Raw genomic sequence first — 21,920 nt, 5'->3', positions numbered from 1 at the left:
TCTTAGCCTATTGGCATGTCGTGGGCAACTAGTGAGGGCTCGCGCCGCTCGATGCAGAGGAACCGCGGGCGTGACACTTCGCCTGAGCTCGCAGTCCGCCGACTCTTGCATGCCGCCGGGCTCCGTTACCGTGTCGACTTCGCGCCGCTCGGCGGACGCCGTCGTGCGGATATCGTCTTCACGCGGAAGCGCATTGCCGTTTTCATCGACGGCTGCTTCTGGCACGGCTGCCCAATCCACGCGACCCGGCCGAAGGCGAACGCCGACTATTGGGGGCCGAAGCTCGACCGGAACATCGAGCGCGATCTGGAGACGACTGCTTCGCTTGAATCGGCGGGGTGGGCCGTGCTCCGCTTTTGGGAGCACGAGGCTTCGGCCGCCGTTGCGGAAGCGATCAGCAAAGCGGTCGGATCGAGCTAAGCACACCCGCCGCAACAAGAGCGTACTGGGCCGCCTCATAGGTTAGGCGGGATTCAGGGTCTGCCCCAGTCCTTGGCCTGCTGCAGGTTGTCGAGCGGTTCCCACCACGGGGATCTGTCGTTTGTCGCGCTACCGAGCTGCTCCTCCGGCTCGGGTGCCGGGAGGTTGGCGGGGTCGGTTCGCAGGCAGTACTCGACGGTGGCGCACGAGATCCCTGGACTCAGCGGCGCTCTTCCGGAGTGTTGAGTTGAACGAGGGCGACCATCCGTCGGGCTTCGGTGAGGAAGGGTTCCCACCCGTCGCGGGTGTCGCCGTGTGCACGTAGCCGGTGCCGGTGGCGTCGCTGCGGATGATGACTCGCCCGAGGTCGGTGCTGACTGGGCCGCCGAAGATCACGTGCCCATGAACCCGTCGACGTCGAACGACAGGTTGAGAAGGAACCGGCCGGGTCGGACCGTCACGATCGCCACCGCCGTCCGCGGAACAGGGCAACGATCGTCGCGATCGGTCGGCCTTGCCGTATCCAGTCGAGCGGTGTGAGCGGTTCGTTGTTGATGGTGAGGAAGTCGCGGGGGGTAGTCATGAACTCGGTCATCGCTGCCGCGTCGAGCAGCGGTTGCGGTGCCGCCGCGTACAGGACGTCGAGGCCGGGCAGCAGCGTGGACGGGTCGCCGAACTCGGGGAGGGCTGGGCGGAGTATCTGCCAGTCGGGGATGCGTTCTTCGCCGTCGAGGTCGAAGCTCATCAGCCGGTTTGACGCGAACAGCTCACCCACCTCGCCAACGCTGATCTGCAACACCGCTGCAGCGTCGGCTTCGGTGAGAGTCGTATCGAGCAGGTGCCGGCGGATGCGGGCCTGTGTGGACTGCCACCACGCTTCCGGCACCGTCGCCGCGTCCACCGGGTCAACGTGTGGGACGCGGGGTGTTCGTGGGGTGGTTTCGTCGACGTAGGCCTGCAACTGCTCACGGGTGGGACTGCTGCAGGTTTGGTTGACTCCTGACAGGTAGGGGCATTAGCTCCTGCTGGAAGGATGTGCGCCATGGTGAAGGCGTATCCGGAAGAGTTCCGCCGTGACGTGATCGCGGTCGCCCGGAAGGGCGAGACGTCAGTGCGGCAGGTCGCGAAGGACTTCGGTGTGTCCGAGTCCTGCCTGGCCCGCTGGTTGCGCCTCGCGGACCGCGACGATGGCGTCGGTGCTCTTGCGTCGCCGTCGGCGAAAGCGGTGGAGCAGGCTGAGCTGCGGGAGGCGCAGAAACGGATCCGGCTGCTCGAGCAGGAGAACGAGATCCTCCGCCGGGCAGCGGCGTACTTCGCCCAGTCACAACTCCCAAAATGATCTACCCGCTGGTCCTCGAACTCGCCGACGACGGTGTTCCTGTCGCGGTGGCCTGCCGGGTACTGGGCTTCTCGAAGCAGGCGTTCTATCGGTGGCGCGCCAGCCCCGTGTCCAAGCGGGACTGGGACGACGCGCACCTGACCAACGCCGCCATCGATGCGCATCGGGACGATCCGACGTTCGGGTACCGGTTCATCGCCGACGACCTCGTCGCGGCCGGCCATCGAGCATCGGAACGGCGGGTATGGCGGCTGTGCTCACAGCAGCGGCTCTGGTCCCTGCACTCGAAGAAGCGCGGCCTGACCCGGAAAGCAGGACCGCCGGTGCACGACGACAGGGTCCGGCGAGCGTTCACAGCTCCAGACCTCGACAAGCTCTGGCTGACGGACATCACCGAGCACCCGACCGGGGAGGGCAAGCTCTACCTCTGCGCGATCAAGGACGCCTGCTCGCGCCGAATCGTGGGCTACTCGATCAGCGATCGCATGCGGTCCTCGCTCGCCGTCGCGGCCCTGCAAATGGCAGTGCACCGCCGGAACCCGACCGGGACGGTCGTCCACTCGGATCGCGGCAGCCAGTTCCGGTCGAAGAAGTTCGTCCGCGCTCGGCGACGTCGGGCTCCTCGGATCGATGGGCCGAGTCGGCGCGTGCGCCGACAACGCTGCAATGGAATCGTTCTTCGCCCTCCTGCAAAAGAACGTCCTGAACCGGAGACGGTGGGCGAGCAGGCGAGAGCTCCGGCTCGCGATCATCACCTGGATCGAGGCGACCTACCACCGGAAACGACGCCAGCGCGGTCTCGGGAAGTTGACCCCGATCGAGTACGAGACGATCATCAACCCAACGGTCGCACTCGCGGCCTAAACGAACGAGTCAACCAAACCTGCAGCAGTCCCACATTCCGTCCTGTCCTCCCCGCTTCGTGTGGACGGCAGTGTCGATCTGCGAAGAACGCGGCTCGTCTGCGTTGGGTTCTCCAGGGGCAACACCGCTTTCCATGGGGGAACACAACGGTGACTGGATCGACCGACCTGACCGCGTACGCGCTGCCGGACTTGACGTACGACTTCTCTACTGCCGAGGACCTCGCTCACGAGTGCGATCTGGCGAAGACGACGGTGGAACTCCAGTCGTCGCCCCGTGCAGCGCTCGTCGCCCAGGCCAGTGCCGACATCGCGGGCGGATTCGCCGAGACGTTCCGCGCGAATGCGGCGATCGCGCAGGAGGACGCGCGTGAACTCGCCACCGAGCTCGGCGAGACCGCGAGCGGCATCCGTGCCCTCAGCGACGCCGCTCGCGAGGAGAACACGCGGCGGCGAACGGCCCGCGCGTGGCGTGACCGCGTCTTCGCACGCCGTGCGGACCTCGTCGACAGCACCTGGGATGCCATCTTCGGTGAGGAACCCCCACCCAGCAGCGGCAAGGTCGACGTCCCGGCGTTCCCGATCACGGCCTACAAGGCTCGCGCCAGGAGCACACCGGCGCCCGGGTCCGCTCCGGGATCCGGTGGCGAGGGCGATGACGGGACCGCCGTCGTCGAGTACACCGCGACGAACGAGACCACCCTCGGTTCGGCGTTGCGGATTCCCGGGCTCGACTACGGTGCGTTGAACCGAGCCGCTGGTGACCACGGCCCGTTCTCGCGCGTCACAGAAGAGTTCACGTGGACGGAGAAGGTCAAGTGGTGACGAGGCGCCGGACGGCAGTCGCGACGACGATCGCGGTCATGTCCCTCGCGTTGACCGGGTGCGCCGTGCCGGCACAGCCCGCGCAGCAGGACTACACCGGCACGTGGGTCCTCCAAGGTGAGGACGGTGACCACACTGCCGAGTTCGTCGTGTCGGCGGACCGGACGTACACAGCGAGCAACATCCCGATCGATCTCGCATGCCGGACCCGGGACGAGGCGACGAGCCCTCCTGGTTGTGCGGACGGTCGCGGCCCGACGAGCTTCTCCGGACGGTGGACGGTGGCCGAGGGAGACTCGGCCGGTGTTCGGTTCTACTACTCCGATCGGTTCGTGCGCCAGGGCTACTCGACGGGCGACGGACTCGGCTTCTTCGTCGGGACGCTGGACGCGCCGCGTCCCGACTACCTGTTCGTCCGCTCGTCCTCGAACTGACCGGCTCCACGTCCAGGGTTGCCCGACCGGTACTCCGTCGAACCGGGCGTGCGGTACCGGCACCCCCGAGATGGGGTAGCGTCGACGCGCCTCGGTCACCACGAGCGCGGCCGGCCTGCGGGGCGGCGCCGGGGCGCACGCGGGGGCGTGCGGCCGCGCGACCACTCCGCCACGGCTGCCCGACCAGAGGCCGCGGCACCGCTGGGGGGCGGACCGTGTCCCTCGGCGTCCACGACCGAGAGGACACCATGCGTCACCACGCATCCCTGGCCGTCGCCGGCATCGCCGTCGTCGCCTTCGCCCTGACCGGCTGCTCGACCGGCGCCGCCGACCGCGCCGACGACGACCGCCCGACCACGACGCGGAGCGCTGCCGCGTCGACGCCCTCCCCGACGCCCGCGGCCACCGGGGACGCGGTCGCCTCCGGCGCCGTCACCGTGACCTCGGACAAGATCGTCGACGACCAGATGGGCCACGAGGTGCAGGCCGACCAGGTCGTGCGGAAGTTCCCGTGGACCTCGGCGCAGTCGGGCCTTGCGGACCGGGACGACGACGAACAGGTGCTCGTGCACGTCGCCGTGACCGCCGGCACGAAGTACTACTCGACGGTCGACTGCGGCACGCTCCGCGTGAAGGCCCACGGGCGCACCGAGTCGTACGCCTCGCAGGGCACGACGACCGTGATCGAGGACGCCATGCGCGACGCCGGGTACCCGCCGCTCGAGAAGGTCGACCAGGGCCAGTCGGGATCGGGCTGGTGCGCATTCTCGGTGACCGACCCCACGCCGACCCTCGACCTGGAGTACGTGCGGGTCGCCGCCTCGGGGAACGACGGCACGCAGGTCACCGCGAAGGACTTCTACGCCGAGATGGTCCCGACGAGCTGAGCCCGTCGAGCTGAGCCCGTCGGCGCTCGGGCACGGCACGGACGGACCCGGGAGGGCCAGGTCGTCCGTGCCGGGGGTCCGCACTACGATCGCGCCATGCCCACGACCGACCCCGCTGCCGTCCACGTCGTCGTCGGCGGCGGGGTGGTCGGAGCGGCGACCGCCGACGCCCTGACCCACCGCGGCGAGCGCGTCCTGCTCGTCGACCAGCACCCGCGCGGACACCACGAGGGCTCGTCGCACGGCGCGACCCGCATCTTCCGGCAGGGCTACACCGACCCGGAGTACGTCGCGCTGACGACCCGCGCGCTCGCGCTGTGGGAGGCGCTCGAGCACGAGACGGGTACGACGCTGCTCGACCGCACCGGCGCCGTCGACCACGGTCGTCCCGAGGTCGTCGACGCGATCGCGCGGGAGCTCGACGACGCCGGCATCCCGAACGAGCGCCTCTCCCCCGCCGAGGCCGCCACGCGCTGGCCGGGCATCGCCTTCGAGGGGCACGTGCTCGCCCACGCGACGGCCGGGCGCATCCGGTCGGCGGTGGCGATCGAGACGTTCCTCGACCGGGCGTCCGCGACCGGCCTCGCCGAACTGCGCTACGGGACGCGGGTCGAGCGGCTCGTCGACTGCGGCGACACCGTCGAGGTGTCGCTCGTCGGCGCAGCCGGCGAGCGCGAGACGGTCCGGACCCGGTCCGTGGTCGCCGCCGTGGGGTCGTGGGCGCCCACACTGGTGGGCGACGTGCTCGCGGCACGCGGGGCGCGCCTCCCGGCCGTCCGCGTCACCCAGGAGCAGCCCGCCCACTTCCCCAGCCACCTGCCGGACGCGGCGTGGCCGTCGTTCGTGCACTGGGCGGACGGCGACGACGTGTACGGGCTGCTCACGCCCGGCGAGGGCGTGAAGGTCGGGTTCCACGGCACCGGACCGGTCGTCGACCCCGACGACCGGGACCACACGCCTCGGGCGGGCGAGGCCGCAAGGCTGCAGGAGTACGTCGCCCGGTACGTCCCCGGCGTCGACGCGACCCGGCCCACCTTCATCAGCTGCCTGTACGACACCACGCCCGACGAGGACTTCGTGCTCGACCGCCGCGGGCCGGTCACGGTCGCGACCGGGTTCTCCGGTCACGGGTTCAAGTTCGCGCCGCTGCTCGGCGAACTCGTCGCCGACCTGGCCACCGGCGGGGCACCGCATCCCCGGTTCGCGCTCCGGTCCCGGTAGCGTGGCGCGGTGCGCATCGTCATCGCTCCCGACTCCTTCAAGGGCACCGCGACCGCGGCCGAGGTCGCCACGGCTGTCCGTGCCGGCTGGCTGACCGAGCGTCCGGACGACGACGTCGTCGCCGCACCGACGGCCGACGGTGGCGAGGGCACGATCGACGCGTTCGCCGCGGCGTTCCCCGACGCCGAGCGGGTGCCGGTCCGGGTGACCGGCCCCGCCGGCGACCCCGTGGACGCCCACTGGCTGCGCCTGCCGGACGGCCGCGCGGTCGTCGAGCTCGCGGCGACGAGCGGGCTGCCGCTCCTCGGCGGGGACCTGCGGCCGGAGACGGCGACGAGCCGCGGGTTCGGCGAGGCGATCGCCGCGGCGCTCGACGCCGGGGCGACCGGACTCGTGCTCGGGATCGGCGGGAGCGCCTCGACCGACGGGGGACGACCGGTGCTCGAGGCGCTGGGCCTGGACGTCGCCGGGTCCGGCACTGCCGGGCTCCGTCCGCTCCCGGCCGGTGGCGTCGTCGTGCTCACCGACGTGGTGTCGCCGCTGCTCGGGCCGACGGGTGCCGCGGCCGTGTTCGGTCCGCAGAAGGGCCTGGCGGCCGACCGCGTCGCCGACGCCGAGGCCCGGTTGACCGAGTGGGCCGGCCGGTTCCCGTCGGTCGACCCGGCGACCCCCGGGGCCGGGGCCGCGGGCGGCGTCGGGTTCGGGCTGCTCGTGTGGGGCGCGACGCTCGTGCCCGGGGCGCGTGCGGTCGCGGAGCTGCTCGGGTTGCCCGGGCTGCTCGACGGGGCCGACGTGGTGGTCACCGGCGAGGGACGCTTCGACGCGCAGAGCGCCGCGGGCAAGGTGCCGTCGGTCGTGCTGGCGCTCCGGGCCGAGCGGGCTCCGGAGGCCCGGGCGCTGCTCGTGGCCGGCGAGGTCGACGCCCCGCTCGACGCCTTCGACGCGGCGGCCTCGCTCGTGGTGCTCGCGACGCAGACGACCGGGGAGCCGGACGACGCGCTGCGGGATCCGTTGCGCTTCGCGACGATCGCGGGGCAGCGGCTGGCGCGGCTGGTCAGCTGAGCGGGCGCGGCCGGGGCGGTTCCGGCGGACGTGGCGGGCGCGGCGGGGGCGGTTCCGGCGGGCGCGGCGGGCGCGGCGGGCGCGGCGGCTCGCGAAAGCGACAGTTCCCGTCGAACCATCCGCCGGGATCTGTCGCTTCGGCGAGGAGGACCGGCGCGGCCACCCGGGATCTGTCGCTTCGGCGGGCGCAACGCGGACCACGCCGGGCACGCCGCGCCGACGCGACCGGGCACGCCGTACCGACGCGACCGACCGCACCTCGCGGCGCGACCGGGCCGCACCACCCGGCGCGACCGGGCCGCACCACCCGTGACACGCCCGCCCCCGCACGACAGGGGGACCCCATCGCAACCTCCCTGTCCCGAGGGCGCGCGTCCACACTGGACCGCGGGCCGCACCCGGCCCGCGAAGCACCACCACGAGGAGACCAATGCGCACCGTCAACGCGTACGCGGCACCGTCGGCCACCGAGCCGCTCGTCAAGACCACCATCACCCGCCGTGACCTCGGCCCGCACGACGTCGAGATCGACATCGCCTACGCCGGCATCTGCCACTCGGACATCCACACCGTCCGTGGCGAGTGGGGCCCCATCCAGTACCCGCAGGTCGTCGGCCACGAGATCGTCGGCCACGTGGTCGCCGTCGGCAGCGAGGTCACGAAGCACCAGGTCGGCGACCGCGTCGGCGTCGGCTGCATGGTCGACTCGTGCGGCGAGTGCGAGCAGTGCCGCGCCGGCCAGGAGCAGTACTGCCTCGAGGGCAACACCGGCACCTACGCGAGCGTCGACCGCGCCGACGGCACGATCACGCAGGGCGGCTACTCGCAGGCCGTCGTCGTCAAGGAGGACTTCGTCCTCCGCGTCCCGGAGTCGCTCGACATCGAGAAGGTCGCGCCGCTGCTCTGCGCCGGCATCACGACCTACTCGCCGCTGCACCACTGGAAGGTCGGCCCCGGCTCGAAGGTCGCCGTCGTCGGCATGGGCGGCCTCGGCCACATGGCCGTGAAGATCGCGGTCGCGCTCGGCGCCGAGGTCACCGTGCTGTCGCAGACGACCTCGAAGCAGGAGGACTCGCTCCGCTACGGCGCGAAGGCCCACTTCGCCACGAAGGACCCCGCCACGTTCGAGCAGCTCGCCGGCTCGTTCGAGCTCATCATCAACACCGTCTCGGCCAAGCTCGACATGCAGGCCTACCTCGGTCTGCTCCAGGTCGACGGCACGCTGGTCAACGTCGGCGCCCCGTCCGAGCCGCTCGAGGTCCCGGCCTTCGCGCTCATCCCGCGCCGGCTCAGCTGGGCCGGCTCGGCGATCGGCGGCATCGCGGAGACCCAGGAGATGCTCGACTTCTGCGCCGAGCACGGCATCCTGCCCGAGACCGAGCTCATCAGCGCCGACCAGATCAACGAGGCGTACGAGCGCGTGCTGTCCTCGGACGTCCGGTACCGCTTCGTCATCGACGCGGCCACCCTGGCCTGACCGGCCCGCCGCCGGGTCGCGCCCGGCGGTCCGGTCACGTCCGCGACGCGACCGGGAGACGGACGGGAGGCGCGGTGCGGGCCCGCATCGCGCCTCCCGTCCGTCGGTCCGACCGTTGTCCGCACAACGCGGGCCACCAGCTCCGTCCGTCGGTCCCGCCGCTGTCCGCGGACGCGGGCCGGCGGCCCCGTCCGTCGGTCCCGCCGCTGTCCGCGGAACGCGGGTGGCCAGGCCGTCGTACGCGAGGCCGTGCGCTCTGCGGCCAGGAGCGGGAGGCTGGACGCATGGAATCAGGACCGAACGGCACGACGAACGAGGGGCCGCGCTCCCTCGTCTCGGTGTCCGGCACGGACACCGACGCCGCCATCGCCGACCTCGCCGGGATGTACGCCGGCAAGACGTGGCACTCCGCACACGTCGACGACGACTTCTGGTACCGCTACGTCGCGATCGGCGACGAGCGCATGAGCATCCGACGCTCGCAGATGCACGGCACCCTGCGCGGCGACGTCGCCGTCGAGGGCCAGGTCGTCGTCCAGTGGATCGACTCCGGCACCGCGACCGTCGACGCCGGCCGGAACGCCGTCCGCATGCAGCCCGGCGTGCCGACCCTGTTCCCGGTCGAGCAGCGGTTCGACATGGACTACCGGGACTGGGACCAGCGGCTCGTGCACCTGGACCGCGCCCTCGTGCTCGACGTGGCCGCCGAGCGGTACCTCGTCGACGGCACGCTCGCCTTCGACCGGTTGACCCCGCCGGAGCCCGCCGCGATCGACCGGTGGCGCGCCGCGGTGTCCGGCTCGGTGCGCGCACTCCGCGAGGAGGGCCAGGACTCCCTCGCCTGGCACGAGTCGCAGCGCGAGGTCGTGCGGTCCCTGCTCGACCTCTACCGCTTCCACGGCGAACCGGCACCGGTCGGCTGGGGCGAGCACCGGCACCACCGGGTGCGGGCGGCCGTCGAGCTCATCCACGCGCGTGCCCACGAGCCGCTCACCGTCTCGGACATCGCCCGTGCGGCCGACCTGAGCGTGCGCGGGCTGCAGGAGTCGTTCCAGCGGGTGCTCGACCGGACGCCGATGCAGTACCTGCGCGAGGTCCGGCTCCGACGCGCGTACGACGACCTGCTGCGCGCCGAGCCCGGACAGGTGTCCGTCGCCGACGTCGCCGCACGGTGGGGGTTCACGCACATGGGACGGTTCTCGGGCGAGTACCTGCGGCGGTTCGGGGAGTACCCGAAGCAGACGCTGCGGCGGTAGCACGCGGGCCCGCCGGCCCGCGTCGCGTCGCCGCTGCCCGGCCCGCGTTGCGTCGGCGCTGCCCGGCCCGCGTTGCGTCGCCCGTCACGGTCAGCCGATCTCGTCGCCCGACGGGAGCGCGCCGCACCAGTCGACCGACCCGGCGTCGATGCTCGCCTCGAGCGCCCCGGACGTCGCGTCGACGATGCTGACCAGGTCGCCGGACGCGGAGCGCGTCGTGACCGCCAGGAACTGACCGTTCGGCGACGGGCAGACCGCCGTCACGCTCGCGTCCGACGGCACCACCACGGGCAGCCGGGAGGCGCGGCTCCCCTCCACGCGCACGATCCGTTGCGCGAGGGTCCCGTCCGCCCGCACGTCGCCCACCACCCGCACGTAGGTGCGGTCGTCGAGCTGGGCGATCCGGCCGAGGTACGCCGCGTCGGTGCTCGCCGCCGGGGCGACGAGGGGCGTCCGCCTCCCGTCGGTCAGGTCGAGGCGGACGATGCCGGTCCCGGTCTCGACCACCGCCGAGGTGCCGGAGCCGACGAAGCCGTGCAGGTACGTCGCGCTCCCCAGGCGCACCGGCTCCACGCGGCCGCTCACGTCGATCAGCACGAGGTCGTCGGAGCCGGTCCGGACGAGGGCGCTCTCGGTGCGCGGCACGTACGCCCACTGGGCGACCGTGATCGGGGTCGCACCCGCGCGGGCCTTCCCGTCCTCGCCGACCGGGAGCGGCAGGTGCGTGCCCGTCATGTCCACGACGTACAGCCCGACGTCGCGGGACTGCCCGGTCGTGGTGTCGGCGTACTCGAACCCGAACGAGGCGCCGTCGTCGGCCACGTGCAGCGCGGTCACCCGGCCGTCGCGGCTCGGCAGCGTCAGGTGCTCCACGGGGACCGAGTCGTCCTGCACCCCGCCCGCGAGCGGCACGATGTCGACCGCGGAGCTGCCGTCCGTGCCGCTGACCACGACGAGGGAGCGGCCGAGGCGCGCGTACTCGGTGATCCCGGTCGCCTGGTACACGGTCGTGGCGCCGCCGGCGTCGAGCGACCGGCGGACGATCCGGTCCTTCCCGCCGCCCGTCGCGGGGACGAGGGCGAGGACGTCGGTGCTGCCCGTGCGGATCGTGGTCCGGAGCTCCGAGGTCGCGGGCTGGCCCGGTGCCCGGACCCCGTCGACCGCGATCTCGTACGAACGGTCGTACGCCAACGGTCCGGCGAACTCGACGGCGATGGTGTTGCCGCTCGAGGTCACGGTGTGCGGGGCCGACGGCGTCACCGTGACCGCGTCCGCCGCGACCCGCTGCAGTGCCTGGTTCGCGGTGAGGATGACCCGCTGCGCCGGACGGGACACCAGGCCGGACGGGTCGTACGACACGTCACGCAGCCGGGGTCCCTGCTGCGAGCCGACGACCGCCGCGACCGCACCGACGAGCACGAAGACCGTGAGCGAGGCGACGAGCCGCCGGCGGAACCGGTCGCGGGGCCGACGGCGGAGCGGCCCCGCGGTGACGTCAGTACTCATACGGGTCCGCGGGCTGCTCGATGTCCTGCACCTTCGCGGCGCGGACGACGATCCGGGCGTCGGCCGAGGGGTCGGGGTTCGCGGCGAGCTTGCCGGTCACGCGCACCCACTGACCGGAGTCCGGCACGTCGCTGCCGGACCCGCCCGCGCCGGACCCGTCGCCGGTGACGACCCCGAGTCCGACCGGCTGGGCGTCGACGGCGCAGCAGCTGATCACGAAGCGGGTCAGGGTGAAGGCGTCACCCCGGCCGGGGACCACGAAGCCGGTGAGCTCGACGGGCTTGCCGACGAGCGCCGAGGTGTCCGTGGTCTGGCGGACGAGCGCGGCCCAGTCCTTCACGCCGTACTGCGAGGTGTCCACGCCGGCGCTGCCGAGCAGGGCGACGTCCTGCGTCCCGGAGGCGTTCGACAGGGTCGGGCTGTCGACGCTGCGCTGCTGTGCCGTGCGTGCGGACAGGGTCGTCGGGGGCAGGACGAGCATCGCGACCGTGATGCCGACCGTGACGAGGGCCGCGGCGGCGCCGAGCACGGTGCGGGTCGCACGGCGGGCGCTCGCTCGGCTGCGCGCAGGCGCGCGGTGGCCACGGGCCTGCGCCCGCATGCGCGCCCGCGCCTGCGCGCTGTCGCCGTGCTCGTGGTCGGACTCGTGGGGATGACCGCCGTCGCCGTGCTCGTGGTCGGGCTCGTGGGTGCGGCCGTGCCCGTCCTCGTCGTCGCCGTGGCTGTGCCCGTGCCCCCGCGCCACGACGACCAGCCCGGCGACCGACGCGGGGACGGCCACGATCGCGAGCACGACGGTGAACAGGTCGTAGCGGGGGTTGATGTACAGGTCGAGGTGCCCGACCGCCGCGAGCCAGAGCGTGCACACCGAGACCGCGAGCACGGACCCGAGCCCCAGGTACGCCGGGGCCTTGTCAGACGAGGACATTCATCACCAACCCGACGGCAGCCGTGAACAGGACGCAGACGACGGCGAGCAGCACCAGGAAGCGTGCGCGGAACGTCGTCCGGAGCAGGGCGATCATCTTGACGTCGATGATCGGCCCGATGAGCAGGAAGGCCGTGATCGACCCCGGCAGGAACGTCGAGGCGAAGGACAACGCGAAGAAGGCGTCGACGTTCGAGCACAGCGACACGGTCATCGCGAGCAGCATCATCGCGGCGACGGACAGCACCGGGTTCGCGCCGATCGACACGAGCGTGGACCGGGGCACGGCGACCTGGATCGCCGCGGCGAGCCCGGCGCCGACGAACAGCGCGGGCATCATCGTCGCGGTCTCGCCACCGAACTGGGCCGCGCTCTCGCGCCAGCGGTTCCGGGAGCGCGGAGCCCCGACGGCGGCACGGCACCGGGCCTCGAACGCGGGCAGCAGCAGGTCCGCGGGGCGGCGGTGCGCGGCGACGATCCAGCCGACCAGGTTCGCGAGGACGAAGCCGCCGACGATGCGCACGACCAGGATCCAGCCGGACCACCCGAAGGCCTGCGCCGTGCTGATGATGACGAGCGGGTTGAGGATCGGCGCGGCGACCAGGAACGTGACCGCCTCGGCCGGGGTGAAGCCGCGCAGCATCAGTCCGCGGGCGAGCGGGACGTTCCCGCATTCGCAGACCGGGAAGAGCATGCCGATGAGCGAGATCACCGCACGCCGTGGCATCGGTCGCTCGGGCAGCAGCCGTTCGAGGACGCCGACCGGCACCCACACCTCGACGACGATCGACAGCACGATGCCGAGCACCACGAACGGGAGCGACTCGACGACGACGCTGATCGCCAGGGTCAGGAAGTCCTGCACGACGTCCGGCAGTCCGGTGCTCCCGACGCTCGGCGAGAACGCGCGCACGCCGAGCAGCACCACGACGGCGAGCAGCACCAGGCCGGGGCCGGTGAGCGTGCGGGTCGGGGTGGGGCGAGTGGGGGCGCTCGTCACCCGGACAGGATAGGCGAGCGCCGGGGCACGCTCCCTGAGCCGCGCGGACGACGGGCACCCGCCGCGGCGGACGGGCACCGGCCGCGCAGACCACGGGCACCGGCCGCGCGGCCGGCGTCGGCGGGTGCGGTGCTCGCGGCGACCGGATCCGGTGTCAGCCCGTCGGCAGCCCCGCCAGGTGCCGGTCGAGCATCTCGATCGCCCACTCGCCCGACTCCCCCGGGGCGAGCCGCGTGACGTGCACCGCGAGACCGTCGACCAGGGCGTGCAGTCGGCATGCCTCGTCGATGCGCTGCGCGTCGGGCACACCGACCAGCGCGACGATGCGGTCGCACCACCCGCGCATCTCGGCGACCACGCGGTCGAGGGCCGGCCGGAGCTCGGCGTCGGTCAGCGCGGCGTTCCCGAGCGCCAGGTAGACGTCGAGCTCGACCACGCGCTCGACGTCGAGCGGCAGCAGCTCGACGAGGATCCGCCGCGCGGTCTCGTCGTCGGGCAGCCCGGCCGGGATCGCGTCGACACGCTCCCGGGTGCGGTCGAACACCAGGGTGATCGCGTGCTCGCGCATCGCCGCCTGGGTCGGGAACACGTAGCGGACGGTGCTCGGCGGCAGGCCGGCCTCGGCGGCGACGCCCCGGACGCTGAGGGCCCCGAGGCCGTCCCGCGCGAGCACACGGCAGGCGGCGTCCGACACGTCGAGTCGGCGCTGCTCGAGGTCCTCGCGGGTGGTCACCCGTCCATACTCGCACGGTCGTACGACTCGTGCTACCGTCGCCCGAGCAAGAGTCGCACACTCGTGCGACTCACCGGCGGGAACGAACCGGTCGGAACGAAGGGAGTGCTCGATGGCATGGGTCGTCCTGGTGCTGTCCGGCGTGCTCGAGGCAGTGTGGGCCACCGCGCTGAGCGCATCGAACGGCTTCAAGAAGGTGGTCCCGACGATCGTCTTCGTCGCGGGCATGGCACTGAGCATGGTCGGGCTGGCGTTCGCGATGAAGGCCATCCCGGTCGGCACCGCGTACGCCGTCTGGGTCGGGATCGGGGCGTCGCTCACGGTCGTCGTGGCGATCCTCCGCCGACAGGAGGCCGCGTCGTTCGCACGCGTCGCGCTCGTGCTCGGCCTCGTCGCGTGCGTCGTCGGCCTCAAGGTGGTGAGCTGACGTGGCGTGGCTCGTGTTGTTCGTCAGCGCCGCCCTCGAGACCGTGTGGGCGACCGCGCTCGGTCGGAGCGACGGCTTCACGGAGCCTGGTCCGACGGCGGTGTTCGCGGTCACGATCGTCGTCAGCCTGGTGGCGTTCGGCTACGTCGTGAAGCACATCCCGATCAGCACCGCCTACGCCGTGTGGACCGGCACCGGCGCGGCCCTCACCGTGCTCTGGGGCATGGCGACGGGCGCCGAACCCGTCACGGTCCTGCGACTGCTCTTCATCGCCGGGATCGTCGGCTGCGTGGTCGGCCTGAAGCTCGTGCCGGCCCGCCCCGCGCAACGGGGATCCTCGCGAGCGCGACGGATCCACGCCGACGGTCCGCGCTGATCTGTCGCTTCCGCGCTGAACAGTCGCTTCCGCGCCGACCTGTCGTTTCCGCGCCGACTTGTCGCCTCCACGATCTGTCGCTTCCGCGCTGATCGGTCGCTTCCGCGAGTGGGCGCGACCCGTGACGGACGGGAGGCACGGTGCCAGCTAGCACCGTGCCTCCCGTCCGTCACGCGGTCACGCGGTCACGCGAGCGGTCAGATGGACGCGCCCGTGAACTCGTCGACGGCGGCGACGTGGTCGCTGCCGGCCGTGCCCGCTTCGCGGGCCGCGGCGACGCGCTGGGCGTGGCTCGGCGGGTCGGACGGCACGTGGGCCGGGCGGCCCTCCTCGTTGATCCGCCGGAGCTCCGGGACGATGTCCTCGGCCAGGATGTCGATCTGCTCGAGCACCGTCTTGAGCGGCAGCCCCGCGTGGTCGACCAGGAACAGCTGGCGCTGGTAGTGGCCGACGTGGTCCTTCATCGCGGCGTACCGGTCGATGACCTGCTGCGGCGAGCCGACGGTGAGCGGGGTCTGGGCGGTGAAGTCCTCCATCGAGGGGCCGTGGCCGTAGACCGGGGCGTTGTCGAAGTACGGGCGGAACTCGTCCCACGCGTCCTGCGAGTTCTTCCGCGCGAAGAACTGCCCGCCGAGCCCGACGATCGCCTGGTCGGCGGTGCCGTGCCCGTAGTGCTCGAAGCGCTGCCGGTACAGCCCCACCATCTGTTCGGTGTGCTGGATGGGCCAGAAGATGTTGTTGTGCAGGAAGCCGTCTCCGTAGTAGGCGGCCTGCTCGGCGATCTCGGGCGTGCGGATCGAGCCGTGCCAGACGAAGGGCGGGACGCCGTCGAGCGGACGCGGGGTCGACGTGAAGCCCTGCAGCGGGGTGCGGAACTTCCCCTGCCAGTCGACGACGTCGTTCTCCCAGAGCTGGCGGACCAGCGCGTAGTTCTCGATCGCCAGGTTGACGCCCTGGCGGATGTCCTGACCGAACCACGGGTAGACCGGGCCGGTGTTGCCGCGGCCCATCATGAGGTCCATGCGGCCGTCCGAGATGACCTGGAGCATCGCGTACTCCTCGGCGATGCGCACCGGGTCGTTCGTGGTGATGAGCGTCGTGCTCGTCGACAGGGTGATGTGCTTCGTCCGGCCGGCGAGGTACCCGAGCATCGTCGTCGGGCTCGAGGCCACGAACGGCGGGTTGTGGTGCTCACCCGTGGCGAAGACGTCGAGGCCGGCCTGGTCGGCGTGCTCGGCGATCGTCAGGATGTCGCGGACGCGCTGGGTGTCGTCCGGCGTCCGGCCGGTCGTGGGGTCCGTCGTGACGTCGCTGACGGTGAAGATCCCGAACTGCATGGTGCTCGCCTCCTGGCTTGCTGGGTGCGCCGGGCTCGTCCTCGCGAGGGGCGCCGGTCGATACGTTTGCATCGACTTGGTGGGTACAACGTAGCGCAGGGCGGGGCATTCCCGCCAGCCTGGTGCGGGGTCCGAGCGGGCGGGCGGTGGGCTCGGGCGCACGTCGGGCCCGTTCGGGCGGTGGGCTCGACTGCGTCAGGCCCGTGCGAGCGGTGGGCTCGAGCGCGTCAGGCCCGTGCGAGCGGTGCGCTCGGGCGCGTCAGGCCCGTGCGGGCGGTGCGCTCACGTCCGAGCGCGTCACGTGGTGCTGGCCGTCGGCGAGCCACACCACCGCCACGACGGCGAGGACGCTCGCGCTCGAGGCCATCCGGCCCGCGGCCAGGATCGCGTCGTGGCCGTCGGAGCCGCCGGTCAGCCCGACGACGAGCGCCACGACACCGACCAGGAACGTCACCGCGGTCGCGCCGAGCAGCACGACGGTGACGATGCGGCGCGGTCCGCGGTCGCCGTCGCGGTCGCCCCGCTCACCGCGGTCCACCCGTGGCCCGACGAGCCGGACCACGCCGAGCCAGAACAGGGCGATGCCGCACGCCCCCACGATGTCGCTCACCCGGTGCCACCCGTAGACGACGGTCTGGTTCGCGACGAACACCGCGTAGGCCGCACCGACGAGCGTGACGACGGCCCGGAAGCGCCGCGGGGTGACGAGCAGGACGGCGAACAGCGCGGCCAGGGCGATCGTCGCGTGCCCCGACGGGAAGGAGTTCGGCGTCGTCGACTGGGCGATCTCAGGGCGCTCGGCGATACGCTTCACGAGCGTCGACGTCGCCGCCGATGCGAGCACCACGACACCGGCTCCCAGCCCCACCGCGAGCCGTCGTCGTGCGAACGCGACGGCGGCGATCACGACCACCAGCAACAGGATGACCGGCACCGAGATGACGTTGAGCGCAGTGTCCGACCCGAAGAGGTCGGACTCCCGGACACCGCCCAGTGCGGCGTCCTCGACCCGCTGCCCCGTCGACGTCAGCACCGCGGCCGCGTAGACGAGAGGCACGATGACGAACCCGAGACCCGCCAACAGCCCCCACCGCAGCCGTCGCGAGACACTCGGTCCACGCGACTCGGGCGCGTTGCGTTCGGGCGTGCGGGTCACCGGTCTGGTTCTCGTCGGGTTGGCGGTCGTCGGCCTCATCGTGCGCCTGGTTCCTCGGGTGCGATTCGGACGGTCGGGGTCGGACACGATACCGTTGGTCCGCCGGTCCGCGCCTGTGAGCCAGGGAGCAGTTCCCTCGGAGCACGACGGCCGCACCGCACGCGCACCGCGATCGGACGCACCGGCTCCCTCCGCCGGCGGGTCCGGCGCGACCACCCTGTACGACGAGGAGACCGAAGTGGCCATCAAGGAACCGAGCATCGTCGCGTCGCCGAACCGCGGCCTCGCCCTGACCGCGGGCGGCCTGCTCGCGCTCTGGGGCTTCCTCGGCTTCTTCCTGGCAGCCGACGGCGACCCGGGCTTCTTCAGCCGCCACGGCGGGATGCTCTGGAACGCATTCGGCGTGAACCCGGCGATGAGCCTCCTCTGGGTGATGCTCGCCGTCGTCCTGCTCATCACGGGTCTCGGCACCACGATCGGTGCCCGCAACGGCAACCTGCTCGTCGGCATCGTGCTCGTCGTGATGGCCGTGTACGGGTTCGTGCTCGGTGAGACCTCCGCCAACGTCTTCGCCCTGACCTTCGCGGACAACCTGTTCCACGCGATCGTCGGCGTCGTGCTCCTGCTCACCGCGCTCGGTGCCGACAAGGAGAACATCCGCGCGATCCGCGGCGCCGCCCGGACCGTCGAGGCCTGACGCACCGCCCGAACGCCACGACGCCCCGTCCACTCCGGTGGGCGGGGCGTCGTCGTGTCGGGACCGGTGCGACCGCTCGGCGGTCAGACGTCGGTGTCGGGCTTCGCGGCCTCGAGCTGCGTGGCCACGATCCGGGGTGCCTCGGACATGAAGCGCCGCACGTCGAGGTCCACGATGATGTCCTGCGGGCGGAGCGGCCGCGTGAGGTACAGCCCCTCGAGCGACGTCAACCGGGACAGCGCCACGTAGGTCTGCCCCGCGCTGAACACCCGGTTGCCCAGGTCGACCACGGCACGGTCGTACGTCGACCCCTGCGACTTGTGGATCGTCACCGCCCAGGCCAGGCGGAGCGGGAACTGCTGGAACTCCCCGACGGTGTCCTTCTTGAGTTCCTTCTTGTCGGGGTCGTACGAGTACTTGAACTTCTCCCACACCGACGGCTGCACCTCGAAGGACTCCCCGTCGACGTCGACCCAGACCGTGTCGCGGATGGTCGTGACGACGCCGAGGGTGCCGTTCACCCACCGCTGGTCGGGGTCGTTGCGCAGGAACATCACGTGCGCGCCGGGCTTGAGCTCGAGCGCGGCGTCGGCGGGGTAGTTCCGGCCGCCGAAGTCACCGTTCACGTCGGCCTTCGCCGTCCGGAGCTTGCCCGGGAGCCGGTCGAGCGCGGCCTTGTTGATCCGCGCGACGGTGTCGTTGCGCGTGGCGAGGGTGATGGCGTCGTCGGGTGCCGGTCGGGCGCCGGCGGTGTTGAGCTGCCCGGCGATCTCCGCGGTGACCCGCCCGTGCCGGACGGCGGTCAGCATGGCGGCGAAGGCGTCGTCGCGCTGGCGGTGCACGGTCGCGAGCTCGATGATGTTGAGCTCCGCCTCGAGCCAGACCTTCGCGTCGAAGAACCACATCGACCGGTAGTGGTCGGTGAAGTAGGCCCGCTCGTCACCGTCCCCCGGCACCGGCGGCAGCTGGTACGGGTCGCCGAACATCACGACCTGCACGCCGCCGAAGGCCTCGAACTGCCGACCGCGGGCCTTGCGCAGCGAACGGTCCATCGCGTCCAGCAGGTCGGCGTTCACCATCGAGACCTCGTCGATGACGAGCGTGTCGATGGTGTTGAGGAGCTTGCGCGTCTCGGGCCCCTGGCGGAGCTCGGCGTCGGCGATCAGGCCGATCGGCAGCCGGAAGAGCGAGTGGATGGTCTGTCCGCCGACGTTGAGGGCCGCGACCCCCGTCGGCGCGCAGATGACGACCTGCTTCTCGGTGTTCCACGACAGGTGGTTGAGCAGGGTGGACTTGCCGGTGCCCGCCCGGCCGGTGATGAACACGTGGTCGCGGGTGGTCTCGACGTACTCGAAGACCGCGCGCTGTTCGTCGCTCAGTTCGACGCTCACCGGGGGTCTCCCTCGTGCTGCACGACGGCGCGGTGGTGCGCGCCGTCGTCGTCGACCGTGCCCGACCGGTCGTGGCGCAGCCGGAGGACGTCGACGACGACCACCGCGACGAGCAGCAGGACCCCGGCCACGACGAGGACGACGCCGCCGCGCGCCTGGTCGACGAGCGGCTCCGGCCCCCAGGTCCGTCCCATCGCGCCGAACCACGACGCCTGCAGCAGGCCGAGGGCGCCCTGCATCGCGATGCCGAGCGACACCGTGCCCGCCGCGACGACCGCCGCGCCGACCACCCGGACCAGGACCGCGGGGACCGATGCCGTGCGCGCTCCCGCGGCGACCGGCGTCAGGAGGGTCGGCAGCGCGAGCAGCCCGACGAGCAGCAGCGCGACGTCCACCAGGGTGCGCCCGGACGGGTCGCTGACCGACCAGCGGAGCACCTGCGTGCCGTACAGGGCCCACCAGACCCCGGCGAGCAGGACGAATGCCGGGAAGGGCTGCACCAGGTAGCGCACGGTCGCGTTGTCGACGAGGATCCCCGTCCACTCCCGCACGCCCGTGCTGCCGTCCGTTCGGGGGTGCACCGCCCGCCGGACCAGCACGACCGGTGCAGCCGCCCAGAGCAGCGCCGGGACGACGACGCCGAGCAGGACGTGCGCGCCGACGTTCGCCGAGACCAGGAAGCGGTCGTAGGTGTGCAGGGGGCCCGAGGTCGCGACGACCAGGGTGACGAGGGCGATGCCGGCGGCCACCGAGCGGCGGACGGGCCAGGACTCCCCGCGGCGACGCAGCCGGACGACTCCGGCCGTGTACGCCGCTGCGATCAGCAGGGCCGCCATGAGCCAGAACAGGTCGACGTTCCAGGCGGTCAGCCAGCCCCACGCGCCGGGTGCCGCGGGGAGCGGGTCGTCGGTCAGGAGCTCGGCGGGCGCCGGGTTCGTGGTCTTGCTCGGGGCGACCTGGTCGATCGGGGTCGCCGTCCGTCCGAGCGCCACCGCGAAGCCGCTCGCGACGCCCATCACCGCGAGCTCGACGAGCACGAGCGTCCAGAACGGACCGCGACGACCGGGCGCGCGGTCGAGTGCCCTGATCGCGCGTCGACGCTGGACCGCGCCGAGCACGCCGACCACCACGAGCGCAGCGGTCTTCACCAGCACCAGCGCGCCGTAGGGCGTCGCGAGGTTCGAGAAGGCCCCGACGCGGATCTGCGCCGAGGCGACGCCGGAGACCGCGACCAGGACGAAGCACCCGAGCGCGATGCTCGAGTACCGGGCCACGACCAGCGGCAGGCGGTCACCGGACAGGACGCCGCGCAGCAGCACCAGCAGCACGAGACCGCCGACCCAGAGCGCGGCCCCGACGAGGTGCAGCCCGAGTGCGGTGACCGCGGCGTCGTGGCTCGCCGTGCCCGCCGCGTGCCCCTGCTGTGCGAGCGGGACGAGGCCGATCAGCGCCACGCCCGCCGTGAGCGCGACCATGCCGCGGCCGCGCACGGCGAAGCACAGGACGGTGACCGCGGCGGCGACGAGGACCGTCACGAGCCAGGCGGTCCCGAGGTCGGTCCCGGTGAGGAACACCCCCATCGACTGGCCGAACTGGTCGTCGAGGCTCACCCGGGAGCCGGCGACGCTGAGGAACGTGAAGAAGGTGGTGACCGCGGCGGCGACCGTCCAGACGCCGGCCGCTCCGGCGGTCACGTCGATGGCGCGGTCCCACTCCGGATGCGTGCGGGAGAGCCCGACCGTCGTGAGTGCCAGGCCCCCGATGGTCGCGGCGGCGGACAGGTCCACGACGAGGCGCGCGACGGGGAGTCCGAAGCGTACGAGGGCGCCGGGGTCCGCGATCAGCGCGCGGTCCGCTCCCCCGCCGGCCACGAGGGCGACGAGGAGCGACACGAACCCGACGAGCAACAGCACGGCGGGGCCGGCGATGCGTGCGATCCGATCCACCCGGCAAGCCTAGGCGCTGCCCGGAGCGACCACCCAACCGCGGGCCGGACCTGTGGACGGCGACCCGCGCCTCCCGTCCGGTGCGGGGGCGACCCCGTGCCGGGCGCGGGTGCGCACGCCCGCGCACGCGCGCGCGACCCGAGGATGCGCCGACGGACCCGCTGGGCCGCACCCGGGAACGACGGAAGGGACGGCCGAGGCCGTCCCTTCCGGTGGTGCAGCGGTCTTACTTGACGGCGGCCTTGAGCTTCGAGCCGGCGCTGACCTTGACCGAGTCGCTCGCGGCGATCTCGATGGCGTCACCCGTCTGCGGGTTGCGGCCGGTGCGCGCGGCGCGGTGGGTCTTCTCGAAGGCGATCCAGCCCGGGATCGTCACCTTGGTGCCGTCGGCGACCGACGACGAGACGACGCTGAACAGCGCGTCGACGACGCCGTTGACGGTGGCCTGGCTCTGGCCGGACTCCTGCGCGACGGCAGCGACGAGCTCGGTGCGGTTCAGTGACTTGTCAGCCATGGGTGTCCTCCTCGGACTTCTTGCAGTGTCGGTGGGACGTCCGGGACGCCCGCCCGTCCCGGGCGGGTGCCCTGGACGTGGGGCTCCGGCGGGCGCGGACGTCCGGCGGAACCGTCAGTGAACCT

General features: G+C 72.4%; 21 protein-coding genes and 1 pseudogene. 12 read left to right on the top strand and 10 right to left on the bottom strand.

The window, feature by feature from the left end; genetic code table 11:
- The first annotated feature begins 15 nt into the window (after positions 1-15).
- Positions 16-420 carry a very short patch repair endonuclease gene (locus QOL15_RS02630; RefSeq protein ID WP_083394097.1) on the top strand — a complete coding sequence of 135 codons (405 nt, stop codon included), beginning with the start codon at positions 16-18 and terminating at the stop codon, positions 418-420.
- Between the two features lie 457 nt (positions 421-877).
- Here QOL15_RS02630 and QOL15_RS02625 read toward each other — a convergent pair whose 3' ends face one another.
- The gene (locus tag QOL15_RS02625) at positions 878-1,321 is read right to left on the bottom strand and encodes a hypothetical protein (protein WP_071249030.1); all 444 of its coding nucleotides are present in this window, start codon (positions 1,319-1,321) and stop codon (positions 878-880) included.
- A gap of 141 nt (positions 1,322-1,462) precedes the next feature.
- Here QOL15_RS02625 and QOL15_RS02620 point away from each other — a divergent pair.
- The 8 genes and pseudogenes from QOL15_RS02620 (at position 1,463) to QOL15_RS02585 (ending at position 9,784) form a co-directional block, all read left to right on the top strand.
- Positions 1,463-2,623, top strand: a pseudogene (locus QOL15_RS02620) (IS3 family transposase).
- Between the two features lie 149 nt (positions 2,624-2,772).
- Positions 2,773-3,447 (top strand): hypothetical protein, encoded by a 675-nt coding sequence (locus QOL15_RS02615; RefSeq protein ID WP_071249034.1) that lies wholly within the window; start codon positions 2,773-2,775, stop codon positions 3,445-3,447.
- Between the two features lie 38 nt (positions 3,448-3,485).
- The gene (locus QOL15_RS02610; RefSeq protein ID WP_139197571.1) at positions 3,486-3,881 is read left to right on the top strand and encodes a hypothetical protein; all 396 of its coding nucleotides are present in this window, start codon (positions 3,486-3,488) and stop codon (positions 3,879-3,881) included.
- Positions 3,882-4,129: 248 nt separating this feature from the next.
- A complete protein-coding gene (locus tag QOL15_RS02605) occupies positions 4,130-4,768 on the top strand; it encodes a hypothetical protein (protein WP_139266361.1) in 639 nt (212 codons plus the stop codon).
- Positions 4,769-4,864: 96 nt separating this feature from the next.
- Positions 4,865-5,989, top strand: a complete 1,125-nt coding sequence (locus QOL15_RS02600) for an FAD-dependent oxidoreductase (RefSeq protein ID WP_071249040.1) — start codon at positions 4,865-4,867, stop codon at positions 5,987-5,989.
- A 9-nt stretch (positions 5,990-5,998) separates the two neighbouring features.
- Positions 5,999-7,051, top strand: coding sequence for a glycerate kinase (locus QOL15_RS02595; protein WP_071249042.1), 1,053 nt, complete (start codon positions 5,999-6,001; stop codon positions 7,049-7,051).
- Between the two features lie 430 nt (positions 7,052-7,481).
- Positions 7,482-8,528 carry an NAD(P)-dependent alcohol dehydrogenase gene (locus QOL15_RS02590; RefSeq protein WP_071249044.1) on the top strand — a complete coding sequence of 349 codons (1,047 nt, stop codon included), beginning with the start codon at positions 7,482-7,484 and terminating at the stop codon, positions 8,526-8,528.
- A gap of 284 nt (positions 8,529-8,812) precedes the next feature.
- Positions 8,813-9,784, top strand: coding sequence for an AraC family transcriptional regulator (locus QOL15_RS02585; protein WP_071249046.1), 972 nt, complete (start codon positions 8,813-8,815; stop codon positions 9,782-9,784).
- A gap of 90 nt (positions 9,785-9,874) precedes the next feature.
- On the opposite strand, the gene QOL15_RS02580 is transcribed toward QOL15_RS02585, so the two are convergent.
- The 4 genes from QOL15_RS02580 to QOL15_RS02565 form a co-directional block, all read right to left on the bottom strand.
- The gene (locus QOL15_RS02580; protein WP_071249048.1) at positions 9,875-11,290 is read right to left on the bottom strand and encodes a hypothetical protein; all 1,416 of its coding nucleotides are present in this window, start codon (positions 11,288-11,290) and stop codon (positions 9,875-9,877) included.
- A complete protein-coding gene (locus QOL15_RS02575; protein ID WP_071249049.1) occupies positions 11,280-12,218 on the bottom strand; it encodes a TIGR03943 family protein in 939 nt (312 codons plus the stop codon). The genes QOL15_RS02580 and QOL15_RS02575 overlap by 11 nt, the downstream gene beginning before the upstream one ends.
- Complete coding sequence (locus tag QOL15_RS02570; protein WP_065962507.1) at positions 12,205-13,218, bottom strand: permease; 1,014 nt, start codon at positions 13,216-13,218, stop codon at positions 12,205-12,207. Before QOL15_RS02570 ends, QOL15_RS02575 begins: the two co-directional genes overlap by 14 nt.
- 154 nt (positions 13,219-13,372) lie before the next feature.
- Entirely contained in the window at positions 13,373-13,951 is a 579-nt protein-coding gene (locus QOL15_RS02565; RefSeq protein ID WP_071249051.1) for a TetR/AcrR family transcriptional regulator, read from the bottom strand.
- A gap of 112 nt (positions 13,952-14,063) precedes the next feature.
- Between QOL15_RS02565 and QOL15_RS02560 the strand changes: the two genes are divergently transcribed.
- Both QOL15_RS02560 and QOL15_RS02555 read left to right on the top strand, forming a co-directional pair.
- Positions 14,064-14,378, top strand: coding sequence for a multidrug efflux SMR transporter (locus QOL15_RS02560; RefSeq protein ID WP_071249053.1), 315 nt, complete (start codon positions 14,064-14,066; stop codon positions 14,376-14,378).
- A 1-nt stretch (position 14,379) separates the two neighbouring features.
- Positions 14,380-14,754, top strand: a complete 375-nt coding sequence (locus tag QOL15_RS02555) for a multidrug efflux SMR transporter (protein ID WP_071249055.1) — start codon at positions 14,380-14,382, stop codon at positions 14,752-14,754.
- Between the two features lie 197 nt (positions 14,755-14,951).
- Here QOL15_RS02555 and QOL15_RS02550 read toward each other — a convergent pair whose 3' ends face one another.
- A complete protein-coding gene (locus QOL15_RS02550) occupies positions 14,952-16,091 on the bottom strand; it encodes an LLM class flavin-dependent oxidoreductase (protein ID WP_071249057.1) in 1,140 nt (379 codons plus the stop codon).
- 259 nt (positions 16,092-16,350) lie between these two features.
- Positions 16,351-17,247: a phosphatase PAP2 family protein gene (locus tag QOL15_RS02545; RefSeq protein ID WP_071249060.1), complete on the bottom strand. Its 897-nt coding sequence runs from the start codon at positions 17,245-17,247 to the stop codon at positions 16,351-16,353.
- A gap of 238 nt (positions 17,248-17,485) precedes the next feature.
- On the opposite strand from QOL15_RS02545, the gene QOL15_RS02540 reads away from it, so the two are divergent.
- Entirely contained in the window at positions 17,486-17,944 is a 459-nt protein-coding gene (locus QOL15_RS02540; RefSeq protein ID WP_175473063.1) for a DUF4383 domain-containing protein, read from the top strand.
- 83 nt (positions 17,945-18,027) lie between these two features.
- On the opposite strand, the gene QOL15_RS02535 is transcribed toward QOL15_RS02540, so the two are convergent.
- The 3 genes from QOL15_RS02535 to QOL15_RS02525 form a co-directional block, all read right to left on the bottom strand.
- Positions 18,028-19,335, bottom strand: coding sequence for an ATP-dependent RecD-like DNA helicase (locus QOL15_RS02535; RefSeq protein ID WP_071249064.1), 1,308 nt, complete (start codon positions 19,333-19,335; stop codon positions 18,028-18,030).
- The gene (locus QOL15_RS02530; protein WP_071249066.1) at positions 19,332-21,281 is read right to left on the bottom strand and encodes a cytochrome c oxidase assembly protein; all 1,950 of its coding nucleotides are present in this window, start codon (positions 21,279-21,281) and stop codon (positions 19,332-19,334) included. Before QOL15_RS02530 ends, QOL15_RS02535 begins: the two co-directional genes overlap by 4 nt.
- A 226-nt stretch (positions 21,282-21,507) precedes the next feature.
- Positions 21,508-21,795 (bottom strand): HU family DNA-binding protein, encoded by a 288-nt coding sequence (locus tag QOL15_RS02525; RefSeq protein ID WP_058727660.1) that lies wholly within the window; start codon positions 21,793-21,795, stop codon positions 21,508-21,510.
- Between the last annotated feature and the right edge of the window lie 125 nt (positions 21,796-21,920).

It is taken from the genome of Curtobacterium sp. MCBA15_012 (assembly GCF_001864935.2).
In the GTDB taxonomy this organism is placed as follows: Bacteria; Actinomycetota; Actinomycetes; order Actinomycetales; family Microbacteriaceae; genus Curtobacterium.
This window is presented reverse-complemented; position numbering and strand designations above follow the sequence as displayed.